Below are 22,466 nucleotides of genomic sequence, written 5' to 3'. Positions count from 1 at the left end.
AGCTTAAAAGATGACTACCGAAGCTGTAGCCATTCATTCTTTAGCTTCCCTGGACCGATTTTTGACAACGCACTTAGCTCTTACCCTCAAGTCTCACAATCAGCGCACGTAGAAAATCCCTTAATCGCTGAGCCGGAACTGACAGTTGTTGTCTGGCGTTGGTGACTACGCCGACGTCCATGTAGGTGATGCAGTCCTCAATCGTCCGGCGAATGACACGCTGACCGTTTAGCGACCAGGGGCGGTAGACCAGGTCGGATAAGATGGTGATGCCGTTGCCCTGGGCGACGAGGCTGCGAACCGCTTCAAAGGAGTTACTGCGGAAGTGGATGCCGGGCTGATAGCCAGCGTGCTGCCAGACCTGGGTGATCACCGTGGGGTATTGGTCGGTTTCGAGCATCAAAAAGGGCAGCTTCTCGATATCCCGTAGGCGGATAACAGACTGACTCAGCAAGGCATGTCCCGGGGCGATCCACAGCTGGCGCAACGATCGAATAATGGTTTCGACCTCAAGGTTGCTGTCGCGCTCAATGTTTGAAGTGAGTAGTAGACAAAAATCAACCTGCTGCTGGCGTAGAGCGGTCAGCAGGTCAGGTGCCGTGGCCTCGAAATAGTCGATTTCCAGTAAGGGAAAACGGTTTTCAATGTCACTAAGCATTTCCGGTAGTAGGTATGCCGAGAGCGTCTGGGCTATCCCTATTCGCACTTTTCCGGCCGTCGTTTCCGGTTGACGATGCAAATCCTCCAGGGCGATGTGGCTGTTGCTGATGATCGTGCGGGCATGCGTCAGAAAACGTTCCCCGGCCAACGTGAGTCGGATCCCTTTTGGCTGACGCAGAAAGAGCTGTGCATTAAGTGCCTCTTCCAGATTCCGTAACGCGACTGTCATGGAAGACTGCGAAACGTGACAACGACTGGCCGCTTTAGAAACTTGCAATGTTTCTGCTAAGGCGATGTAAAATTCAAGTTGCCTGAGAGTAAACTTCATAGTTTAAAACGATACCATTTGAGCAAAACTTTATATTAGCATCTCCATTTTCTTCGCGGTAATGTTCCGGGAACAAAATTGTATTATTGAGGGGTGTAGTTATGCCTTATTTATTACTCACGCTCGCCGCGTGCTTTTGGGGCGGGAATTATGTGGTGGGACATCTGTTAGTCAGTCTTGTCGACCCTGTTCTATTATCCTGTGCTCGCTGGATATTCACTGCCATGTTGCTGGTAGCGCTCTACCACAGGCAGATTCGTGAGCAATGGAACGCTATACAGCGTTCTTTTCACATAATTACTTTGCTGGCTTTGTTTGGGCAGGTACTTTTTCCACTGACCCTGTACATTGGTCTGCAATATACCTCGTCGTTTAATGCTGCCATTTATTTGTCTACGACTCCGGCATTGGTTATATTGATCAATAAAACCATTTTCAAAGAAAAAATAACAGCTCAGAATATCGCTGGGGTGATTATCAGTTCTTTCGGTGTAGTCTGGCTGGTGATGCAGGGGGATTTATGGCATCTGGATACCCTAAAGCATCTCAATCGTGGCGATCTGTGGACGATGGGCTCGGCAGCAAGCTGGGCGGTATATTGCGCGTTTCTGCGTCTTAAACCTCGTGAAGTAGGGGGGAATGCGTTTGTGGCCGTTAGCGCGACGATAGGTGCTGTAGTGCTTCTTCCAATATTGATTTTCTCTATGGCAAAAAATGGCATTCCGGCGCTTGCCGAATTTAGTCACGGCGGTTTGGTTATTGGTCTGCTGTACCTGATTATTTTTCCGTCGTGGCTCTCGTATTTGTTGTGGAATAAAGGCATTCAGGCGATTGGCGCGACGCGTGGAGAAGTGTTTTCCCACTTCATCCCGCTGAGTGGTGGTTTATTCAGCGTGATGTTTCTCAGTGAACCATTACATTTATATCATCTGGTTAGCGCGCTACTGATTATCTGCGGAATTGCACTTTGCTCAGGCAAATCAGCGAAAAGAGCATTCAACGCTATCGTGTCATAAACAAAACGCACTGTGACAAAAGGTACTTCCACTTTTGGCACTTAACTGACCGCTGCCCAGGACTGTTTTGAACGAGGAGCGATAGTAAGAACATATTCGTCCGACTGGCTACACGGCAAACCAGCTCACCGCATTTGATAATCCAGGGAAACATTGGCATGGCGCAATCCACACGTGAGCAAATTACGCCATGCCTGCCACATATGCGCTGCTAAGCTTTTCTCTTGCTCTCGTGATTTGCCAGTTGCCGAATAAACTCTTCAGCCGTACAACCTTGTTGTAAGGCTTCAAGCAACAACTGCTGCTGTGTTTTTGGCACCAGGCCACCCAGCGGCGGATCGGTATCAAGATTGGTCGGGAAGGAATAACCTTCAGCGCTTGCAGCCACAACTGCCTGTAGCTGCTCATCGGTTAATGGTTTATCCAGCAAAACGGGATAGATCGCTTCCATGACTTTGACGTGATTCACTTTTTCCATTGTTTTGCCGAATGCGGATGAGACCTGCAGCAAATTAGCCGTACGGACATGGTCCTGCGTCACGTTATTCCCCGCGGCATGGAACAGCGCCGGATTGAAGAACAGCCCGTCGCCTTTTTTCAGTGGCAACTGAATGGCATGCTGCTGGAAAAATTCGATAAAGCGCGGATCGCGCCATGCCAGGTATCCTTCAGCATATTGCTGCGACCACGGTAAAAGCTGCGTCGGTCCTGACTCTACCGGCATATCGCTGTGCGCGACCGCACCCTGAAGCGTCAGGTATTGCGACAGAATCTGCAGAGGCAGCGGGAAGCGGGCAACCACCTCATTAATCTGGAAACCGAGATGGTAATCCCGATGCGGCTGCTGCGCTTTACCGCCCGGGCGGACCTGATTCACCTGGGCCGTGATTTCATAGCCGGGGCCAACCCAGGCTTCGCAAATCAGGGCCAGTAAAGGATTGCTGTAGTAGTCGACGAAGGCATCGGCATCACGCTCAGCGACTTTTTGTAGCGCGTTCCAGATACGTCCATTGCTACCGGCTTTGGCAAAGTGATCGCCACCGCCACCGTTTGCCGCTTCACTGACGAGAATATCGTCAAACACCTTATTGCTGCAGTCTATGGCTGAGACATCGCGGTACAAGCCCTGAACCACGAACACGCCTGGTCCGCCAGACAGTGCGTGATGCAGTTCGCCCAGCATGGTTTGACGATCGGCTCTGGCTGCGGCAAGCAGATCATCATGATGATAGATCGGTACGTTTTTATCGGCGGAACGCGCCAGCGGGAAATCGTCCTTACGCAAGGTTTGCGCGCATAGCGTGGCGAACTTATCGAGAGAAATATGGCTGTCATTAATATAGGGCGTATTCATTTTTACCTCACAGCGTCAGGGCATGTGGTGGCTGAAAACCGCCGTTGTCACCGCAACCGACCACGCTTTGATCGAAATCGATCACCGCGCCTGTCATCATTCCCGACTCCTCTGAAAGGAGAAATGCTACGCCACGGGCGACCTCGTCTGGCTTCAGCAATCGGCCAAAAGGCTGGGCCTGCTCAGCACTGGCAAGCCAGTTTTCTTCAGCATCATGATATTGCCGCTGGATGTCGTGTTCATGCGGCGTGTCCATCCAGCCAATGTTCAGGCCGTTTACTCTTATCCGGTTGCGCATAACGCTGAAGGCCACGTTTTTGGTCAGCGTGACCAGGGCGCCTTTCGATGCGGCGTAGGCGGTCAGGAAGCTCTGGCCGCCGTGGGAAGTCATGGTAATGATATTAACAATGCTGCCTTGTACGCCCCTGGCAATCATCAGTTTGATCGCCGCCTGCATCAGAAAAAAAGGCGCGCGAGTGTTGACCGCCATGATGGCGTCAAATAATTCCGGAGAGGTATCAAGGATGGTGCCACGGTCCGACATGCCTGCACAGTTCACCAGTCCATGCAGCGTGCCAAACGCCGATTCTGCGGCGTCCACCACTTTTTTGCAGGCTTCTGGCGAACTGATATCCGCTTCGACGAATATCACTTCACATCCGCCATGGCTAAGGGTTTCTGCTTGTTCACGTCCGGCTTTCACGTTACGTCCGCAAATGATGATGCCTCGCGCCCCACGCTCTACCAGCAGACGGGTAACCGCTGCGCCGAGTCCCTGGGTTCCGCCAGTAACGACGAACACTTTGTTGTTAAAACCACTGCCATTAATCATGTCCATTTGTTGTCCTTTCTTATTGAGGAGAGATCGGGTTTGTTCGCTTGCTTACCCTGACCTTAGCAGCTACATTCGGTTAACAATATGTACACATAACCTCAAAAAGACCTCAATTTATGGCAAGGTCATTTTCCATCAAACAAATCGCAGCCCAGTCAGGCGTGAGTAAAGCTACGGTCGACAGGGCGTTGCACCAGCGCGGCAGCGTGAGTCCCCGTACAGCCCGACGCATTGCGCAGGCAATCAGCGATCTGGAATTACAACAGCGCACCAGCCTTGCAAGCGGTCGCACGTTGCCGATCGACCTGGTGATGCACACGCCGGAACGCTTCAGTTCACTGACGGTCGCGGCGCTGCTCAGCCAAATTAAAACCTTTTCACCGTTTCGCCTGACGCTACGCTGCCACATTTTTGAAGAAGTCACGCCTGAGGAGTTGCAACGTGAACTGCGCCGCTGCGGCAATGACAGCTACGGCGTGTTGCTCAAAGCCAGCGATCATCCGTTGCTTGAAAGCGCTATTGCGGAACTGGCGGAGCTTAATGTTCCGGTTGTCACGCTGGTCACTGACCTGCCGCACAGCAGACGTATCCGTTACGTGGGAATGGATAATGCGGGGGCGGGGAGAACAGCAGCATGGCTCTTGTCGCGATGGCTTTTGAAAGAAGCGCAAACGGTCGCAGTCGTGCTCAGCAGTAAGGATTTTCGCGGAGAAGAACAGCGCATGGCAGGCTTTATCCAGGCGCTAAGCGATCGGGCACCGTATCTGAAGACCATCGCCGTCAGTGAAGGATATGGTATCGATACGCTGACTTTTACGCAGATGCGCAAAGCGCTGGAACAGGACCCTTCAATCCAGTCTGTTTACAGCGTAGGCGGGGGAAACAGCGCTATTCTACGGGCTTTTGCAGCGATGCAACGAGAGATAAAAGTCTTTATTGGCCACGATCTGGATGAGGAAAACCGCAGTCTGCTGGCTGCTGAAAAAATGGATGCGGTGATTGATCATGACCTGTGTGAAGACGCACGGTCAGCATTTAGCGCCATCCTGCGTTTCCATGGCTTTTTGCCGGAAACAGAGAATGAAATAGCGCCATCGCGTGTCATTGTGGTCACACCTTACAATATTTAAATTAACTTGTTGTTTATAAGGGAACAGATTGTATTTAGTCGATCATGCCAGACCGTTTTAACTTCCCCCAGTGCCGATGAGGTTTCGAGAGCGCTTAAATGTGTACAAGTGACAACGTGCATGACAGCTGTGAAGGTCTGCTTAGAGCGAGGAGCGGAAGTTCATGACATCTGTCAGGTCAGTAACCGGGTTAAGTCAGTCCTCTGCTAAACCCATTGTTTCAGAAGAACCTATAACTACAGGTACGCTACATGGCTAAAACGAGGGATTTTATCCTTTCTGCCTTTTCAAAATGATCTAGTTTCATCTCCATAATCCACCAATGCGCAACCTCCATCAGCAGTTCAGGATCATCATTTTTATTGGCAAAAAAGGCATAGAACGAAAGCCCTACATTGCTGCCCTTAGAAGCAATTTTTGCCTCACACGTCTTGATGATTTTTTCCTTCATTCCTGGCTGCACATTCACTCCTTATATATTTTCAGGGTCAGAGCGTTACGATATAACATCAGTCCGTGCGCTCTGTTAAAACAATAATCGGTTACCCACTCATTGTGAAGCATCTGATTAAGGTCCGTTCCTGGCACACAGCAGCCGTCTGGCCAAAACTCGTCATAAGAAGGGAGTTCTGCGCAAATTTTGTTGACGATGGTGAAGTGATTTGCAAACGGTCGCTATGTTTTGCGAGATGATAAAACCTATCAGGGATGGCTGGAGCCGTATTGTGCGCTGTCACACTGTGAAGTTAAAACTGCGTGACACCAGCCGTCCATTGAAAACCCGTCGCCTCGAGGGAGTTGACGGTGTGATATCAGCTTTAAATCTGCGCCATACCGCCGTCCACAAACAGTTCTATGGCATTGATAAAACTGGCGGCATCAGAAGCCAGAAACGCAACGGCTTTGCCGACTTCCGCTGGCTCACCAATCCGGCCCAACGGAACCTGCGCCGCCAGTGCATCAAACAGGCCCTGACGCGCTTCCTCAGCAACCAGTCCCCCTAATCCAGGCGTTTTGACCGGACCCGGACTCACGACATTCACCCGAATACCACGCCCCTGCAAGTCCAGCGCCCATGAGCGAGCAAAGTTTCTCACTGCGGCTTTACTGGCGCTGTACACGCTAAAGTTAGCCGTCCCTTTTACCGAAACGGTGGAGCCGGTGAGGATAATGGATGAACCAGCGCCAAGCAGTGGCAGCGCTTTCTGGACGGTGAATACTACTCCGCGAACATTAGTCCCGAAAATCCGGTCAAAATGTTCTTCGGTTATGGCACCCAGCGGCAGCATATCTCCGCCACCGGCGTTAGCAAATAAAATGTCCAGACGCCCCGACTCTTCTGCAATCTGCGCGTAAACCTTATCCAGATCGTCAAGACGGGATACATCGGCCCGAATCCCCTTAGCCGACGAGCCGATCAACGCGATGGCCGCATCCAGTTCCTGCTGACGACGTCCGGTGATGTAGACTTTTGCCCCCTGCGCCGCCAGTTCCTGAGCACTGGCAAGACCGATTCCTGTGCTGCCGCCCGTGACCAGGGCAATTTTGTCTGAAAGTGGTTTACTCATGATTCATATCCTCGACGTTGTTTCGAATTGGCCGTCATTCAGCCGGTGAACACACTTTAGCCACAGAGGAATTATTGATAAATTAGTAAAAATAGAAAACACTATTTCTACAGGTGAATAATCAGATGTCACACGGAGAAACATAACGTGGATCAGTTAATGGCTATGCGTGCGTTTACGCGAGTGGTGGAAACCGGCAGTTTTACGCGGGCAGCGGATTCACTGAATCTGCCGAATGCCACATTAAGTAAGCTTGTTAAATCACTGGAGGCCCATCTCGGTGTGCGTCTTTTACATCGCACGACCCGGCGCGTCGTCGCAACGCCAGAGGGTCAGGACTATTATGAAAAAGCCTCTCGGGTGCTAATTGATATTGAGGAGATAGACACTGCGTTTAGCGCCTCGCAGAGCAGACCTAAAGGGTATCTGCGTATTGATGTCGGCGGCTCTACCGCACGGGAGGTCCTGATCCCGGCGTTACCGGATTTTTTGCAGCGCTATCCGGAAATCAAAATCGATTTAGGCGTGTCCGACAGGCCGGTGGATCTTATTAGCGGAAATGTGGACTGTGTAATTCGTGGTGGCTCTCTCGATGACTCATCGTTGATCGCCCGTCATATTGGTGATGCCTCGATGGTGACCTGTGCTACGCCGGGATACCTGAAAGCCGCTGGCGTACCTGCGTATCCGGATGAATTAAGAAATGGACATAAGCTGGTGAGCTATTTGTCTCCGCTGACGGGCAGAGCCTTTCCTTTTCGCTTTACCGTAGAAGGTGAAATGCGGGAGATGAAGACGCAGCATCACATCGGGGTTAACGAAAGTAATGCGCATTTGGCTGCGGCCGTGGCCGGGATGGGAATTATCCAGACTTTTTACTATGCGGCGAAAGATGAACTGAACAACGGCACACTTGTTGAGATCCTACAGGCATGGCGTCCCGCGAGTTATCCTTTTTATGTCGTCTATCCGCAGAACAGGTACATGACGCACCGGTTACGAGTGTTTATTGACTGGCTAACCGAGGTATTCCCATCCGCACTGCGCGGTTACCGATAAACATACCTCTGATGATCCAGAGGGGTGCAAAAGATACACCAATTGCTTTTCTATTGTGCTCTTCTCTAATATCCGCCCTCGGCGGTCCTCCGCTATAAACGATCTGCGGACATTATTGTCTGTATGGTGTATGAAAAACGAGCGGCAGGTTAGCTGATATGAAAATCGCCACGCTGTTAACGTGGCGACTGAAAGCTGGTGTTATCCGTTGTCTTTCTCGTCCAGGGCTTTACGGTATATCGCTCGCTCGACTTCATCGAGATTTGTATCTGACAGCACAGATCTGCCTTTGATGGCTAAATCCGTATCTATTTCTGTCCGGGTAGCATAAGTCTTAGATGCATTTCCGTTTAGATATGCAGCCCCGTTAGTCAACGGCCCACCAAGACCTCGAGCGAAAGCTAATGAAAGAACAGCCACAGCCAATAATACTGCTATCAACGGATAAAAAAACGTAGGTGAGACTTGTTCCAAAAATAATTGCAGCCTTACGAATGGAATAACCGAGCATAGAATAAGAGCGCTACTTGCGAGAGACCATGATTTCAGTCTATTCCCTTCACGTCTGAGTATAGACACAAGACAAATCACACCTGCAATTACTAAGACGGTAAACGTGATAATCAGCGTCAGGTCAACGTGGTTAGAAATCCAATACACGGAATTCCCCACTGAGTAAATGATTGAAAGGAGGACTAATGGGACCAGTCGGTTAAATTTCTTGCTGACGACAAAATACAACACTAATACTGGGATGGCGTTGATGATGCTGCCTATTAATATAGGCATGAAAGGTATAGGCATGAAAGGTATAGGCATATTGAGCCTCGAGAAATTTATGTAAAAAATATAATATGAAGTGACTCAGGGTGCGAATGACTATATTTGGCACACAGGGGACATTCGCCGCTGCTACCACTGAAGTTCAACCACTGTCAGCCCGGACCGTCCGGTGTTTCTGTTCGGGCCTGTGCTATCTATCTCAGTAATAACTGAATCAGCTGAATTAAGATATACGCCGTCGCTGCCACTTGTATTGCCCGGAATCCCCATCTGAGATAGCGCCATTCATGGCGTTCTCTGGAATCAGCTTCTTCAATGGCGGGTTCAGAGTATTTTTTCTTTTTTGTCCTGAATTCATCTATTACCCACAGGATGAGAATAAAGAGAATGATGATTTTCTGAATTATGGGATTATCCACACAGAGTGACCCCGGCTCGCTCGCTGATAAAGGCAGAATAGATGAATAACTTTCTCGTAGCTACCACTAAATGTAGGGGGGAATTAAATTTTGTCCTGTTCAGACTTTGAAGTGATTCTGCCCATAGCAGATTGTTCCACTGTTGATTCAAAATCTGTAGTGCGAAACATATGACCGCAGCTTTGAGTAAGGTACGAACGTTTTATTTCTCTGTGGTATTTCAACGTGACCTGCTTTTCAACGAATACTACGGCAGGGATTTAGCAGCATCACATTGAATTAACAGAGAAAAATAGGCTTCGCAGCCAGGTGAAAGTCCTACGGGATAATAATACCAATGCGACTACGAGCTTCAGCATACGCAGTGTTCATTAATAAATATCTCCAAAATTGACCTACCAGCTTCTACGCTGAGACAGTAAAGCTCTATTGTTTTGTCATACTCGTAGCGTTGAGTATTGCAGGGTCATTGTTTCTTTAACAGAAAGGGTAAACAAGTGAATAAATTAACACTCATTGCATTAAGCGTAGCCACCATCAGTTTCGGTGCGCATGCTGCGAAGACGGTCACCCCTGAAAATTACGCAAGAGCTGAGGTCGATATGTCGCTTGAGAGCGTAGTTAAAGATGTGGGTAGCAACGCATTCCGCCATGATCGCTCGCTGATTCCCCTCGACAAGCAGCCTGCTGTTACCATGAACCGTGACACAATTTACTCACTCGGGACCTTTTATGTTCCGAAAGGCACCAAACTGACGCTACCAAACTCAAAAGATAACCGCTATCAATCTGCGATGATCATGCAGAATGACGATTACACCGACCAGGTGTTCTATGGGCCAGGTACTTTTGAAATCAAAGCGCAAACGGAGTTTGTTGGTATTGTCGTTCGTACTCAGGTCAATCCGGGCGATCCTCAGGACATTAATTATGTCCATCAGTTGCAGGATGCTATCAAGGTGACGCTACCAGAAGGTGTGAAAGCGAAAGAGTATAAGATTGTCGATTGGGACCAGAAGAGCCTGATGTCGCTGCGTGCGAAATATCAAGCTGAGGCGGCGAAACTGCCAAACCTGAACGACACTGTCGGATCCCGAGGTAAAGTCGACCCGAAAATGCTTAACCTTGGCGCAGCGGTAGCGCTGGGTCTGCTGCCACCGAAAGATGCAGTTTATATTTACCGTGATTATGGCCTGAAAGGTGACAAATGCTACAAGGCAACCTATGACCGCCCTGATTTTGGTAAAGGCGGTTTCTTCTCTTTCACCATGTATGGTGCTGATAAGTACCTGCACAGCGAAAATTCGCACCTGGATAACCACACCATCAAATCAGATAAAGATGGTAAGTTTACGCTCTACTTCGGCCCGAAAGAACGTTGTGGTCAGGTAGAAAACTGGCTGCCAACCCCGGGTGATAACTGGTATCTGGGGATGCGTATCTATCGCCCTGGTGAATCGGTGATTAACGGCTCTTACACTGTACCGACACCTGTTGAGGTTAACTAATCGGCGCTATCGATAACACAAGGACGCCAATCTGACGCTGGTTGTCTGCTTCCGGCGAATGGCCAGTAGGGATCTTTCAGGCGCGGGGAGTTTGCTTCCATAATCCCGGTCATCCGGACTGGCCTCGCTGATTGACGGCAGTCTGACGCGAACGTTTAGTGGCTCACCAGCAGGGCGGAAAGACGCGCCTGCACACCAGCACACCCGGCCAGCACCAGATTGCCGTTTACCAGGCCATTATCGGCGAGAAAGACATTACTGGTACCGCCCGCTTCAACAATGATCAACATCCCCGCCAGCGCGTCCCAACTGTTCATGTGCTCCTCGTAATAGGCATGCACCTGCCCGGTAGCAACGTGAGCGAGCATCAGCGCCCCGGCACCAAAGCGGCGATACTCCATGCCGGCATTGAGTACGCGAGCAAGGGAGCAGGTATAGTTTTCGACCGGCGCGCGGCTGGAGCGGCCCATACCGATAACCACCGTTTCTGGATCCGGCTCGCGTAGCATCAGACGCTGGTCGTTAAGAAACGCCCCTTCACCCCGGCGGGCGAAGAAAAATTCATGACGATCCGGGGCGTAGATAATTCCCAGCTCCGTTGTGTTCCCGCGAACGTAAGCCAGTGAGATGCACCAGTAATCCATCCCCTGAATATAGTTGGTCGTCCCGTCGATAGGATCCAGCACCCAGGTCCCGTGTTCACCGGCCTGCAGCCCGCTCTCTTCCCCGAGAAAGCCATCCTGTGGATAGTGGGCGTTCAGCCAGTGTTTGATCTCTTGTTCCACATACCGATCGGCGTGTGAAACAAAATCCTGACGCGCTTTTTTATCCACCTGTAATTCGGCATTACGTAATGCCTGTGCTTCTGCGCCCAGCTGGCGAATCAATGCGCATAGTGACTGGTGTTGTTGTTCGGTCATAGCCTGCTCTTATTGAGGTAATGGCGACGTGCGCCGGGAAATGAGTTGCACATCCACCCAGATGGTCCGCGAGGGTTGCAACGGATCGTCGGCACGTTCCAGCAGGCGGGTTAATGCCTGACGGGAAATCTCCTCGACATCCTGATGCAGGGTGGTGAGCTGGTAACTGTATTGCGCCGTTTGCGGCGTATTGTCAAAACCGATGAGCTGAAAATCGTCCGGACTGTGTCTGCCGCGCTGGCGCATCCCGTCAAGAAAACCGCAGGCCAGCTGTGCATTGGCACAGAAGATGCCCTCAAGAGTCTCATCCGCCCCAACGGCGGCCTGAAATCCACCGTCGTAGCCTTCGGCGGGGGCGATAATCGATTGCAGATTGTGGGCGGTCTCGACACCTAAAGTCTGTAGCGCCTGATAAAAGGCCTCGCCGCGCATTCGACCGGCCCAGGTGGAGTGCGCGGTATTGAGCCAGCCAAAACGACGGCAGCCGTTGTGCACCAACTGCCCGGCAGCGAGGGTTGCGCCGTAGACGTTGTCTGAGCTGACGTAATCCACGAAAGGGATATCCGGCTGGCGGTTGATACCCACCACCGGGATCTGCTGCGACACGCACTCGTTCACCAGTGATTCCGGGGGCTGACCCGAGGTCACGATCACCCCGGATACCCGAAACTGGGCAAAACGACGCATCGTGTGGGCCAGATCCTTTTCGCTGTGGATTTCACTCACCAGCGCCTGAAAACCACACCGCTGGATCTCGCTCAGCAGGGCATCCAGCAGGCTACTGCGAAACGGGTCGCTAATGCGCGAGACAATCACGCCGACCAGATGACTACGGCGGCGGTTTAGCCCTTGCGCGAGAAAGTTAACCTGATAACCGAGCTCCGTTGCCGCGCGCAGGACCCGTTCCCGGGTGGCGGGAGAGATACTGCCGTTGTTGCTCAGTGCTCGAGAGACCACCGCCCGCGAAACGCCCGCCCGGTAGGCGACATCCTGCGCGGTAACGCTCTGTTTACGGGAGGCGGAACTCATGCCGGGCGTTCCTCGCTGGAAATCACGGGGGTGTTAAGCGTGCATTGCAGACCGTCATAGCTGACGAACAACCCGTTGCTGGGCTGGCATGCGCGCTTCAGGTCATGCAAAATCGCGTCGTTACAATGATAGAGCCCCAGTGCCGGGAGATTCAGGTGCTGAAACAGCGCCAGGCAGGAGGGAAAATCACCGTGGGACGCATCATCGTCCAGAGCCGTCAGTGAGGCACACTCCTGGAATGCGAGACCGGCCCCCTCCATCAGTGCCACCGATTCTGGCGTTGGCCGACCGTCGCCGCTGTAAAACAACGTCTGCTCACCCTGGGTGATACGAATGGCGCGGTTGGTGAGTTCATGCCGGGTTTCGGCGGTCTGGATATACCAGTCGTGCCACCTCCATGCGTCGGTGGTGTCGCGCCAGTCGAGATCAAAACACAGTGTGGTCTGCGGCCAGTTGGCGAGTGCGGCCAACTGCATTAGCACGGGGCGCTGCTGCGGCTGACTGTAAATAATCAACGTTTTCTGGCGCGAGAAGCTGTGCCAGTGATTCAGCAGCGCCGTTAGCCCGGTACAGTGGTCCGGATGGACGTGGGTGAAATAGACGGCGTCGATATCATTGACGTCGCCTCCACGTTGCCACAATGCCCGTGGAATCGTGGGGCCGCAGTCAATTAACCATTGTCGGTTCATCTCATCGATTATCCGCAGCGCAGAGGTATTTTGCTCGCGGGAGAAGGCGCTACCGCACCCAAGCACATCTATTTTCATGTTCTCTCACCAAAAATGTTTGACGCTTAATTAAATTGTCACAAATACCCGACAAAGTAGGCTCACATAATGTCGAGTCAACATTGCATTTTTTTTACATTCGAATGAACACGTGTTCATCGCAGTAAAAAAAGTCACCGCAGCGATTTTTAGGTAATAAACATGAGTTATTTACAGATAGCCGGGATTCAAATTAGCTATGGCGAAAAGGTGGTGTTGCATAATATCGATCTGCACGTCGAGAAAGGCGAGATGATTGCGCTTTTGGGACCCTCCGGCTGCGGAAAAACAACGCTTCTCAATGCGCTTTGCGGGTTTATTGCGGTAAAACACGGGGAGATTACCGTTGCCGGCCGTGATATTACCCATAGTGCGCCGGAGCAGCGCAATATCACCATGGTATTTCAAAGCTACGCACTGTGGCCGCATCTGACGGTCGCGCGCAATATTGGCTATGGGTTGAAACTGCGCAAATGGCGTCGTGACGATATTGACCGCCGCGTTGCGGAACTGCTCAGCATCGTTAATCTGGCCGGTCTGGCGGATGTGAAGGTCACCGAGCTTTCCGGCGGGCAACGGCAACGTGTTGCTCTGGCGCGGGCGCTGGCCATTGAGCCGGACGTGCTGGTGCTGGATGAACCCCTGTCGAACCTTGATGCAAAAGTACGTCTCAACGTGCGGCATGAAATTAAATCTTTGCAAAAACGCCTCGGGTTTACCTCATTAATTGTGACCCACGATCAGCAGGAAGCGCTGGTCATGGCCGACCGTATTGCGGTGTTAAATAACGGGCGCATAGAGCAAATAGGAACCCCGGAAGATATTTACCAGCGTCCGGCAACGCCATTCGTTGCTGATTTCATGGGCGCGGACAATAAAATCAACGTTAACGACTTCTTCGCGAAAACGAATATTTCCACGAGCGAGCAAGGGGAGTGTTATGCCGACGATTTCCGCGACTGCACCCTTTATTTTCGTAGCGCCGATGCAGCACTTTACGCATTAACCGACCGCGGGCCGGGCGAGGGGGTAACCCTTAATGGCGTGGTCGAGCAAAGTGCTTTTCTCGGCAATTTATACCGCCACAGCGTGCGCTGTCGCGAGCGCGTATTACTGGCGGATTCAACCCAGTGCTGGCCTGCGCAGTCATCCGTACGACTTCACGTTCCGGCCGCTGCTTTACATATTTTTCCATCGTCTCAAGCAAGTTGACTTCATTGTGTTCATTTTGGGGATAGACCATGTTTACTAAAACGAAAGCTGCCGTAATGACGGCCTTGTTTCTGAGCTACGGCGTGCAGGCTGATACCATTCTGAACGTTGCCACAGCAGGCGATCAGAATATGGTGGATTATGTGAAAACCTGGCTGGGGCCGAAGTTTGAAGCGGCACATCCAGGGGTGAAAGTGCAGGTGGTGGGTACGGGGCCTGGAGATGCTGGCTCGAATAAAATCATCGAGAAACTGAGCGCACAAAAAGAGAGTGGTGCGAAGACCTGGGATATAGATGTGGCAGTCGTTCACCAGAAAGCCGGTGGTGAACTCGTGGAAAAAGGGCTGCTGGAGAAATATCGCCAGCAGATTAGTACCGGCAGCATGGTGAGCGCGGATAGCGCGAAAAATGCCCTCGGCGTGAATGTCGATGGCTACGTAATGCCGATGTTCTTAAGCCAGACCGCCATCGCCTGGAACAGCGAAGCCATCAAAACGCCCCCGGCGTCTTATGACGAACTGGTGAGCTGGGCGCAGAAAAACCCGCAGGCTTTCGGCTATAACGGCATCAAAAACGGCATGTCCGGAGTGAGCTTCGTGGTGGGCTGGATATACGCCTACGGTACGGACGCCGGGCGTCTGTCCGCGCTGCCTTACGACAAAGGCGTGGAGAAAAACTGGAGCCAGGCGTACGAGAAGTTGAAGGCCTTCAATAAGAACGTGACCTTTACGCCAGGCAATGCCGGTACGCTCGATATGCTCAGTCGCGGTGAGATCACCATGGGGCCGGTGTGGGTGGATATGTTCTACAGCTGGAAAGACCAGGGCAAGCTGCCGCCATCCATCAAGCTGGCGCTGCTGTCGCCGGGTATGCCAGGGCAACCGATGTACTACGTGACCCCGGCGAAGGCGGCAAACCCGCAGCTGGCGCGTGAGTTTATCGAGCTGGCAACCAGCCCTGACGTGCAGGCGCAGGGGATCGTAAAACAGTTTAACTGGTACCCAGGTATTGATGCGGAGCACGTGAAGCCGAAGCTGGATCCGGCAACCTGGCAGAAGCTGTTCGCGGAAATATCCCCGCAAGCGCTGGCGGATCACGGTAAAAGCTTCCCGATAGCCCCTTACTTTGACGACATAAAAGAAGGCTACGAAAGCCAGGTCGCCAATTAATTATCGCTAATGCTCAGGTTCGGCATGACGCCGTCCTGAGCGTTTCTTTTCTGATGTCAGGTTTGCTATGCGCCGTTCGTTGAAATATCTGTTACTGGTCGTCCCCGCCGCGCTGATGATCGCCGTGCTCTTTTTGTACCCGCTTGGGTTCTCACTGATTGCTGCGTTTACCAACGATGCGGGGCAACTGACCCTGGGCCATTTCACTAAGGTTTATGCCCTCTATTCCAGCGATATCGTCTTTACGGTGGTGATTGTGCTGATCTCCGTGGCGCTGCTGGCTGTCATTTCCATCACGCTCTCGGCGGTCATCACGTTGTCACCCTGTCGGCCAATTGTGCGCATGCTGGGGTTCTTGTATCGTCTGCCGCTGTTTATCCCGTTTATTGTGGCAGCACAGATGATGCGCACCTTTCTGGCCAAAAACGGCCTGATGAACAATGCGCTGGTGGCAACCGATCTGTTTACGCCGATGGAGACGATTTCCTGGCTGGGCTGGAAAGGGATCATCATTACCTTTGTCTGGAAACAGCTGGCGTTCGCCACGCTGCTTATCTGCGGCGCAATGGCGGCGCTGGAGCCGTCGCAAATCCTCGCCGCACGAAATCTCGGGGCCTCGCGTCCGGGCATTCTGTTCGACATTATTCTGCCGCAGGTGCTGCCCACTATCGGTGTGGCGCTGGTGCTCTCTACCGTGACCATGATGTCGGTGCTGTCCGTGCCGTTGATGATTGGCGTCGGCACGCCGACGATGATGACCGTGGACATGGCGTTTCGCGTCAACTCTTACGGCGACTACGCGGTGGCCAACGCGCTGGGCGTGGTGTCATTGCTGATTTGCGGTGCGCTATCGTGGTTCTACCTGCGTCACAGCCTGCAACAGAAGGGGGGGGACTTATGAAAGAGGTGAGTATGACGTTGCCGAAAACGTGGCTGGCGAAAGGGCATCGAAAACTGAGCGCCAGTCTGCCGCTCCAGACGCTGCTGTTGATTTTTATGCTGCTGACGATGTTTGGCCCGCTGCTGAACTTGCTTATCTGGACGGTAGCAGAGAGCTGGTTTTTCCCCCATGCGTTGCCGAGTCAATGGGGGTTGAAATACTGGTATCAGGTGTTCAGTCCCTACAGTGATGTATCCGGCTCGATGCTGACCAGCGTGCTCATTGCAGTATTGTCGGTGGTGGTGTGTTTGTTGATTTCAGTGCCGGCAGGCTATGCGCTTTCACGGCGAGGGATGCCGCTGCGGGTGCTGTTCATGCTGCTGTTTTTGATTCCGCAGGCGTTTCCGAATCTGACGGTGTACATGAATATCGCCCGGCTTTTCTACCAGTGGGGGCTAAACGGTACGATTGCCGGCGTGGTGCTGGTACACAGCATGCACGGCCTGATGTACTCAGTATGGATCTGCGTGGCGGCCTTTTCTGCCGTAGACCCGCTGCTGGCGAGGGCATCGCGTAACCTCGGCGCCGGGCCGATTTACACCTTCTGGCATATTGTGCTGCCGCAGGCCTCGCCAGGCATTATTGCCGCCAGTATTTTTGTTTTCCTCGAATCGCTGGATGAATTTACCGGTACGTTTTTCGTTGGCGCACCGGACATCAGCACGCTACCGCTGCTGCTGTACAACGCCAGTATGTCGGGAAACTATCAGGTGTCATCTATCACGGCCCTGATTCTGCTGGTGCCGTCGCTGTTGTTTATGCTGGTCATCCATAAGTTTATGCGCCCGGAAATGCTGTCGAAGCTGGGTAAAGGGTGAGGGGGGCGTATCGCGCTTCTGAAGCCAGCTATGACGAATCTTCCCCTCGGTTGCGATGCGCCTCAAACCAGGCGCATCGCAGGTTGTTGCAGGGAATCACCGTGCTTATACTTCGCCACTCTTGCTAATGGCTGCATGACTACATAGCAATAATTGATTTATGCGAGCAATGTCTGCATTTGGCACCCGGCGGCCAGGCTAAATGGGCTGAAGGTCCGCTATGAGCGAAGAGCGGACGATCACATCGGGATGCAGGACTTGCTAATGGTGAAAACTCTAACTAAAGCAATAAATTAAATGTGCGCGAACAATCAAGTTATGCTCAAAAGGCCGCTGCGGTATGAATTCTCAGCGGCCTTTTCAGCATCTAGGCATTTCTAGCTAGTCAGTGAAGAGAAAAATCCAATGAGCTTTAACAATTATTGTGAAGGCCAAATTAAGATGTCTGTCTTTTACCAAATCGGATATGTCTGCGCAACAATCTCATCACAGAGATCACTAAATTCAAAGGATGAGATTCATTCAGGACAATAACAAGCAAGCCCTTGGCAGAGATGGTCGATCTCAGTTCGTTCATACCATGACAAACTGGAATAACAATGGCTAAATTAGTAGGTATCAGCACTCCAGCTATCATCCCATTCAGAAGAGGCGTTGAAATAGTCATCATCTGAATGTTCATAATTGTTAACTAGCTCATTCAAATGGCGACGTTCTTTCTCTGGCCTGAACTTAACCATTTCACGCAATGTAATTAACGCAGGTTTAATATTAGTGTATTTCAATGTGAATTCTTCCAATAAAATAGAGAATTCGCAGCATTGTGCATAAAGGCACAGGGCACCACGCCACCAATCATTTTTTAGATAATGAATAATTTCTATTGACCGATTCTGCATTAACTCTAATGACGCTAAGTGTTCCTGATACCTTAGATGACCAAAAGAAAATGTTTCAGATATTGGATCGAAAATAAGTATGTTACAAGGGTCGATTAGCTCAGCAACTGCTAAAGAGCATGTAGATTCCTCATAATTAAAACTAGAGTCACGAACTAAAAAAGAAACAAGCTCCTGCTTAGTCGCTGCTCTTAGAGTCTTTGAGTGCATAGCGAAAGCAATCTTATGGGATGCCTTGATTAAAATACTTTGTGATAATCTTGTACGTTTAATATCTTTAAATGTGTCATAAGAACCACATAATAATTCTAATCTTTTTGTGAAAATCTCACTTTCACTTGAAGGGATATCTATTCCTTTTTCAGCTAAATCACAAAGTAATGTTGCTAATAATGGTGTTCTGATTATGTCAGATATTTTTTTTGCCTTAATGTTATCAATCATAACCTCACTTAATGCTTGGTTTTTATCTTTAAACCATGCTTGAATGAAACTGTATAACTGAGGTTCACTGAAAGGCATGAGTGTAATGCCTAAGAAATTAATTTCAGACAAATAACTTACACAATCCCTGCTGGATATTATCAACTGAATATTATCAAATTTGCTTTTGAAAAAATTAATTGCTTCGATTATCCCAGGGAATTTTACGTAAGCCTCATCCAATCCATCAAGAATAATTTTATTTCTTTTTTTACTTCGTAGATGAATCTCAAGTTTTTCTATATTTTCTCGAACAGGTTCAAGTGATTTTGAGATCAAAATCATACTCATTAAAATGTCATAGTTTTTTGATTTTGATTCAATATTCATATCAACTTTATTTAAGAATCGATTTAAAGGTAAGTATATATATCCTCTATTCCCTTCCAGTTCTAATTTTCTCGCATACATTTGCAGTGTTGTTGTTTTTCCAGCCCCAGCGCTGCCATATACAGCTATATCATGCTGGCAATCAAAAAGTCTGAATGGTGATGTCGAGAGACCATCTATAAGTCCCATGCTATCCATAAGTATCTCTTTAGAAAATACCTTCTCACTATCCTCCAGTTTGTTTACAAGTATATCAAGTACATTTAATGTAGTTTGTGTGTCATTAAGAAACCGGAATATATCAATACTATTATTGCCAGAATTTATAGCTTGTATATCAAATTTATATTTTTTACATCTTTCACTCAACCATGAGTTGATCAGTTCACTATTAAATTCATACTCAATTTTAGGTTCTTCTTTATACTCATCTTTCAACTTACGTATTTCTATACTTTGCAACTGCGAGGCTTTGACCTTCTTAAAACACTCGACTATTTTTGGCAATAAACTTCTCGCATTCACTTTTGCAATCTCCTGAAGTTTACTTGCACTTACAAAGCTAGTAAAATCGTTGATAATTTTTTCTTGAAAGTTTGTTTCTAAACATTCTTTCAAGAAAGTCACGCTATTAATCATTATACCAAGGTTAGCGTTCTCTAACTTATATGTATTTATATTGTTAATGCTTGTATCTAGTTCTGAAATTACTTCCCTTATAAATGAGATATTGCCAGCCAACAACTGATTAGCTTGATTTATGCCACTCTTAATTTCCCTATTCTGTTTTGATGTAAAAACACTTAACTCATTGTTGTATTTTCTTAGGACCGAAGCGGCATCTTGCATTAGAGGTTCGATAGTAGTCAAAGACTTTAATGGCTTATATACTGTTCGCTCAAACCATTCCCATTTACTTTGAGTAACATAAAATCTCTCTGACTTGATAGTAAATCTACTATTTATCAATACGTTACTATCTATTGTCCCCATGAAAAATGCTAGATCGCTATAGCAATCAAGTTTGTGTATTGAATCTTTTTGATTTAAAGCAGACATCAGTTCTATATTGCACAATTGACTAGTGTCTTGTGTGCTGAATATATCATCTACAGACAGTAGTTTCTCAAGTAACGTTGGTTTATATTTTTTCAATAAGTTAATAACTAATGGGCCATCCAACACTTCAATTTTTTTACCATCTATTTTTAGCATCCCATGAATTTCATCAATTAAACGAATGCTTATTTGATATGGGCTTGCTAAATATACTTGATCAGGAATTATCTCTTCTCCATTATGCAACTTGATTGAATTTGTGAAACATTGTCTTAACTGAAAAACAAGCTCCCCAAGAATTGCTTTTTCTGATGTATTAGACTCTTCACCAATTTTTTTTGATTGGATGGCGTAACTCAATGTTTTGTTCACCGGGACTTCAACAAATGCTATTAAGTCTTTGCCTGATTCATAGGGCCCACCGTAGAAGTCAACACGGTAAAAACCCATAGATTCAAACAGTGGTTTTATAAGATATTTCGAAAAATCATCTTCCTTCATTTTTTGCATAGCTTTCAGGTACAGTTGCTGGCTAGTATCTTCCATATTCATTTACTCTGTATTTTTTGATGTAGACGATACTCCTCATACTAATCATAAAGTACGCTAATGGTCTATCTCTTTATGTGAGATGTATTAACAATCTCTATAAAAATTATACATTATTAAAATGTACGTTTGAAAAAGTAAACTTTCTGCGGTACGTTCTGACGGTATCATTTAGCCCGATTTTTCACGCAAAGCGCCGGACGGTTTCCGGTCAGGACGAAGTCCTGAATGACACTGATGCTTGATGATGATCCGGATCTGATCATGTCGTCAGCAGTCATTATGCTTGTAAGTATCCTTGCAAAACGAACCATCAATTTTTATAGAGTCTCTGGCCCCTCAACGTCCGCTACTGGCACAAAGCGGACGTCATGTTTTACCAGACAGCCTTAAATCAGGTGTCGCCATTTACTCATCAACATGAACTCGCTCGCAGAGCAAATCCCTTACGGGCGCTTAGCCATGCGAGAAACGCTAATCCGAGCGCGATAAACGACAGGATTGCCCCCGCCCAGTTTGGCGAAACCAGACCAAAACCGGCAGCAATAGTGGCTCCGCCAGCCCATGCGCCTAAGGCATTTCCCAGATTAAACATGCCGATATTCACGGAAGCGGCCATCGTCGGGGCTCCGGCCTGGCTGGCGCGATCCATGACCAGTTTCTGAATGGGTGAGACGGTAGCAAAACCGAATGCGGCCATCAGGAATACCGACGCGCCGGCAATGAACGGGTTTTCAACGCCAGTCCAGAAGACGAGCAGGACAATCCCTTGTGCAGCCAGCGTGACGAACAGGGTGCCAAACAGCGAGCGATCTGCGAAGCGCCCGCCAATCCAGTTGCCGACTGCCAGTCCCAGGCCAAAAAGAACCATTAACCATGCAATACCTGCATCTGAGAAACCTGCCAGCCTGGTCATCATCGGCGCGATGTAGGTGATTGAGGTAAAAAATGCCGCCGGACCAAAGACCGTAATGCCCATAACCAACAGAACCTGAGGGTCAACAAAAGCACGGAGTTCCGTCCGTAACGCTATGGGTTTTCCCTTTTCGATAGGTGGCACAAGCAGGGCGATAGCGGCGATCGTAAGCAGGCCTATACCGGCAATCACCCAGAAGACAAGCCGCCAGTTAAAGGCCTGAGCGAGCCAGGTTCCTGCGGGTACGCCAACCAGATTGGCCAGCGTCAGCCCGGAAAACATAAAGGCAATAGCGCTGGCCTGGCGACCAGGTGCAACCAGCGAGGCCGCGATAATGGATCCAATACCGAAGAAGGCGCCGTGATTAAAGGAGGTGATGATACGGCCTGTAACGGCAACAGCCAGTGACGGTGCTGTCGCGGTAACGAGGTTACCGAGGGTAAAAATTATCGCCAGCGTTATCAACATGGTCTTGCGAGGTATTCGTGCGCCTAACACCGTCATAAGCGGCGCGCCGACAAAAACACCCAGCGCATAGGACGTGGCCATGGTGCCGGCTGATGGGATACTGACGGCGAAATCATCGGCTAGCTGGGGGAGAATTCCGGCGATAACGAATTCGGTCAGACCGATACCGAATGCGCCGACGGCGAGTGCTAAAAGTGCGATGGGCATGGAAACTCCAGTTGCTGTTCTTGCTGAATTTTATTAGGTG

19 protein-coding genes are annotated in these 22,466 nt (G+C 49.6%); 8 read left to right on the top strand and 11 right to left on the bottom strand.

The features are described 5' to 3' along the window. Positions 1–73: 73 nt before the first annotated feature. Complete coding sequence (locus tag ACMYSP_RS02445) at positions 74–988, bottom strand: LysR family transcriptional regulator (protein WP_434585384.1); 915 nt, start codon at positions 986–988, stop codon at positions 74–76. A gap of 101 nt (positions 989–1,089) precedes the next feature. Between ACMYSP_RS02445 and ACMYSP_RS02440 the strand changes: the two genes are divergently transcribed. Continuing rightward, positions 1,090–2,004 (top strand): DMT family transporter, encoded by a 915-nt coding sequence (locus tag ACMYSP_RS02440; protein ID WP_434585383.1) that lies wholly within the window; start codon positions 1,090–1,092, stop codon positions 2,002–2,004. Positions 2,005–2,215: 211 nt separating this feature from the next. On the opposite strand, the gene ACMYSP_RS02435 is transcribed toward ACMYSP_RS02440, so the two are convergent. After that, positions 2,216–3,358: a phytanoyl-CoA dioxygenase family protein gene (locus ACMYSP_RS02435; RefSeq protein ID WP_434585382.1), complete on the bottom strand. Its 1,143-nt coding sequence runs from the start codon at positions 3,356–3,358 to the stop codon at positions 2,216–2,218. 7 nt (positions 3,359–3,365) lie between these two features. Beyond that, positions 3,366–4,196, bottom strand: a complete 831-nt coding sequence (locus tag ACMYSP_RS02430; RefSeq protein ID WP_434585381.1) for an SDR family oxidoreductase — start codon at positions 4,194–4,196, stop codon at positions 3,366–3,368. A 113-nt stretch (positions 4,197–4,309) separates the two neighbouring features. Between ACMYSP_RS02430 and ACMYSP_RS02425 the strand changes: the two genes are divergently transcribed. Continuing rightward, the gene (locus ACMYSP_RS02425; RefSeq protein WP_071359347.1) at positions 4,310–5,323 is read left to right on the top strand and encodes a LacI family DNA-binding transcriptional regulator; all 1,014 of its coding nucleotides are present in this window, start codon (positions 4,310–4,312) and stop codon (positions 5,321–5,323) included. A gap of 247 nt (positions 5,324–5,570) precedes the next feature. On the opposite strand, the gene ACMYSP_RS02420 is transcribed toward ACMYSP_RS02425, so the two are convergent. After that, positions 5,571–5,786: a DUF6500 family protein gene (locus ACMYSP_RS02420; protein WP_434585380.1), complete on the bottom strand. Its 216-nt coding sequence runs from the start codon at positions 5,784–5,786 to the stop codon at positions 5,571–5,573. Between the two features lie 355 nt (positions 5,787–6,141). After that, positions 6,142–6,891, bottom strand: coding sequence for an SDR family NAD(P)-dependent oxidoreductase (locus tag ACMYSP_RS02415; protein WP_434585379.1), 750 nt, complete (start codon positions 6,889–6,891; stop codon positions 6,142–6,144). 147 nt (positions 6,892–7,038) lie between these two features. On the opposite strand from ACMYSP_RS02415, the gene ACMYSP_RS02410 reads away from it, so the two are divergent. Beyond that, complete coding sequence (locus tag ACMYSP_RS02410; RefSeq protein WP_434585378.1) at positions 7,039–7,950, top strand: LysR family transcriptional regulator; 912 nt, start codon at positions 7,039–7,041, stop codon at positions 7,948–7,950. A 977-nt stretch (positions 7,951–8,927) separates the two neighbouring features. Here ACMYSP_RS02410 and ACMYSP_RS02405 read toward each other — a convergent pair. Then, the gene (locus ACMYSP_RS02405; protein WP_434585377.1) at positions 8,928–9,152 is read right to left on the bottom strand and encodes a hypothetical protein; all 225 of its coding nucleotides are present in this window, start codon (positions 9,150–9,152) and stop codon (positions 8,928–8,930) included. A 497-nt stretch (positions 9,153–9,649) separates the two neighbouring features. On the opposite strand from ACMYSP_RS02405, the gene ACMYSP_RS02400 reads away from it, so the two are divergent. Continuing rightward, complete coding sequence (locus ACMYSP_RS02400; RefSeq protein WP_434585376.1) at positions 9,650–10,660, top strand: DUF1214 domain-containing protein; 1,011 nt, start codon at positions 9,650–9,652, stop codon at positions 10,658–10,660. 155 nt (positions 10,661–10,815) lie between these two features. On the opposite strand, the gene ACMYSP_RS02395 is transcribed toward ACMYSP_RS02400, so the two are convergent. The 3 genes from ACMYSP_RS02395 to ACMYSP_RS02385 are packed head-to-tail and all read right to left on the bottom strand — an operon-like array spanning position 10,816 to position 13,376. Then, a complete protein-coding gene (locus ACMYSP_RS02395; protein WP_434585375.1) occupies positions 10,816–11,580 on the bottom strand; it encodes an inositol monophosphatase family protein in 765 nt (254 codons plus the stop codon). A 9-nt stretch (positions 11,581–11,589) separates the two neighbouring features. After that, entirely contained in the window at positions 11,590–12,609 is a 1,020-nt protein-coding gene (locus ACMYSP_RS02390) for a LacI family DNA-binding transcriptional regulator (RefSeq protein WP_434585374.1), read from the bottom strand. Next, the gene (locus ACMYSP_RS02385) at positions 12,606–13,376 is read right to left on the bottom strand and encodes an MBL fold metallo-hydrolase (RefSeq protein WP_434585373.1); all 771 of its coding nucleotides are present in this window, start codon (positions 13,374–13,376) and stop codon (positions 12,606–12,608) included. Before ACMYSP_RS02385 ends, ACMYSP_RS02390 begins: the two co-directional genes overlap by 4 nt. A 162-nt stretch (positions 13,377–13,538) precedes the next feature. Between ACMYSP_RS02385 and ACMYSP_RS02380 the strand changes: the two genes are divergently transcribed. From ACMYSP_RS02380 to ACMYSP_RS02365, 4 genes are all read left to right on the top strand, one after another. Further along, positions 13,539–14,588 (top strand): ABC transporter ATP-binding protein, encoded by a 1,050-nt coding sequence (locus ACMYSP_RS02380; RefSeq protein ID WP_434585372.1) that lies wholly within the window; start codon positions 13,539–13,541, stop codon positions 14,586–14,588. Positions 14,589–14,617: 29 nt separating this feature from the next. After that, positions 14,618–15,757, top strand: a complete 1,140-nt coding sequence (locus ACMYSP_RS02375) for an ABC transporter substrate-binding protein (RefSeq protein WP_434585371.1) — start codon at positions 14,618–14,620, stop codon at positions 15,755–15,757. Between the two features lie 67 nt (positions 15,758–15,824). Further along, positions 15,825–16,658, top strand: coding sequence for an ABC transporter permease (locus tag ACMYSP_RS02370; RefSeq protein WP_434585370.1), 834 nt, complete (start codon positions 15,825–15,827; stop codon positions 16,656–16,658). After that, entirely contained in the window at positions 16,655–17,515 is an 861-nt protein-coding gene (locus ACMYSP_RS02365; RefSeq protein ID WP_434585369.1) for an ABC transporter permease, read from the top strand. The genes ACMYSP_RS02370 and ACMYSP_RS02365 overlap by 4 nt, the downstream gene beginning before the upstream one ends. Before the next feature lie 608 nt (positions 17,516–18,123). Here ACMYSP_RS02365 and ACMYSP_RS02360 read toward each other — a convergent pair. Then, a complete protein-coding gene (locus ACMYSP_RS02360; RefSeq protein WP_434585368.1) occupies positions 18,124–20,832 on the bottom strand; it encodes an NACHT domain-containing protein in 2,709 nt (902 codons plus the stop codon). 418 nt (positions 20,833–21,250) lie between these two features. Then, the gene (locus tag ACMYSP_RS02355) at positions 21,251–22,426 is read right to left on the bottom strand and encodes an MFS transporter (RefSeq protein WP_434585367.1); all 1,176 of its coding nucleotides are present in this window, start codon (positions 22,424–22,426) and stop codon (positions 21,251–21,253) included. Positions 22,427–22,466 lie beyond the last annotated feature (40 nt).

Source organism: Klebsiella sp. R390, assembly GCF_051131745.1.
Lineage (GTDB): Bacteria > Pseudomonadota > Gammaproteobacteria > Enterobacterales > Enterobacteriaceae > Klebsiella.
This window is presented reverse-complemented; position numbering and strand designations above follow the sequence as displayed.

What these genes read in the sequence shown, in the direction of transcription:
- ACMYSP_RS02390 (WP_434585374.1), bottom strand. Translation starts at nt 12,609, where the DNA reads ATGAGTTCCGCCTCCCGTAAACAGAGCGTTACCGCGCAGGATGTCGCC.
- ACMYSP_RS02360 (WP_434585368.1), bottom strand. Translation starts at nt 20,832, where the DNA reads ATGGAAGATACTAGCCAGCAACTGTACCTGAAAGCTATGCAAAAAATG.
- ACMYSP_RS02415 (WP_434585379.1), bottom strand. Translation starts at nt 6,891, where the DNA reads ATGAGTAAACCACTTTCAGACAAAATTGCCCTGGTCACGGGCGGCAGC.
- ACMYSP_RS02395 (WP_434585375.1), bottom strand. Translation starts at nt 11,580, where the DNA reads ATGACCGAACAACAACACCAGTCACTATGCGCATTGATTCGCCAGCTG.
- ACMYSP_RS02375 (WP_434585371.1), top strand. Translation starts at nt 14,618, where the DNA reads ATGTTTACTAAAACGAAAGCTGCCGTAATGACGGCCTTGTTTCTGAGC.
- ACMYSP_RS02430 (WP_434585381.1), bottom strand. Translation starts at nt 4,196, where the DNA reads ATGGACATGATTAATGGCAGTGGTTTTAACAACAAAGTGTTCGTCGTT.
- ACMYSP_RS02435 (WP_434585382.1), bottom strand. Translation starts at nt 3,358, where the DNA reads ATGAATACGCCCTATATTAATGACAGCCATATTTCTCTCGATAAGTTC.
- ACMYSP_RS02370 (WP_434585370.1), top strand. Translation starts at nt 15,825, where the DNA reads ATGCGCCGTTCGTTGAAATATCTGTTACTGGTCGTCCCCGCCGCGCTG.
- ACMYSP_RS02365 (WP_434585369.1), top strand. Translation starts at nt 16,655, where the DNA reads ATGAAAGAGGTGAGTATGACGTTGCCGAAAACGTGGCTGGCGAAAGGG.
- ACMYSP_RS02385 (WP_434585373.1), bottom strand. Translation starts at nt 13,376, where the DNA reads ATGAAAATAGATGTGCTTGGGTGCGGTAGCGCCTTCTCCCGCGAGCAA.
- ACMYSP_RS02355 (WP_434585367.1), bottom strand. Translation starts at nt 22,426, where the DNA reads ATGCCCATCGCACTTTTAGCACTCGCCGTCGGCGCATTCGGTATCGGT.
- ACMYSP_RS02445 (WP_434585384.1), bottom strand. Translation starts at nt 988, where the DNA reads ATGAAGTTTACTCTCAGGCAACTTGAATTTTACATCGCCTTAGCAGAA.
- ACMYSP_RS02380 (WP_434585372.1), top strand. Translation starts at nt 13,539, where the DNA reads ATGAGTTATTTACAGATAGCCGGGATTCAAATTAGCTATGGCGAAAAG.
- ACMYSP_RS02425 (WP_071359347.1), top strand. Translation starts at nt 4,310, where the DNA reads ATGGCAAGGTCATTTTCCATCAAACAAATCGCAGCCCAGTCAGGCGTG.
- ACMYSP_RS02440 (WP_434585383.1), top strand. Translation starts at nt 1,090, where the DNA reads ATGCCTTATTTATTACTCACGCTCGCCGCGTGCTTTTGGGGCGGGAAT.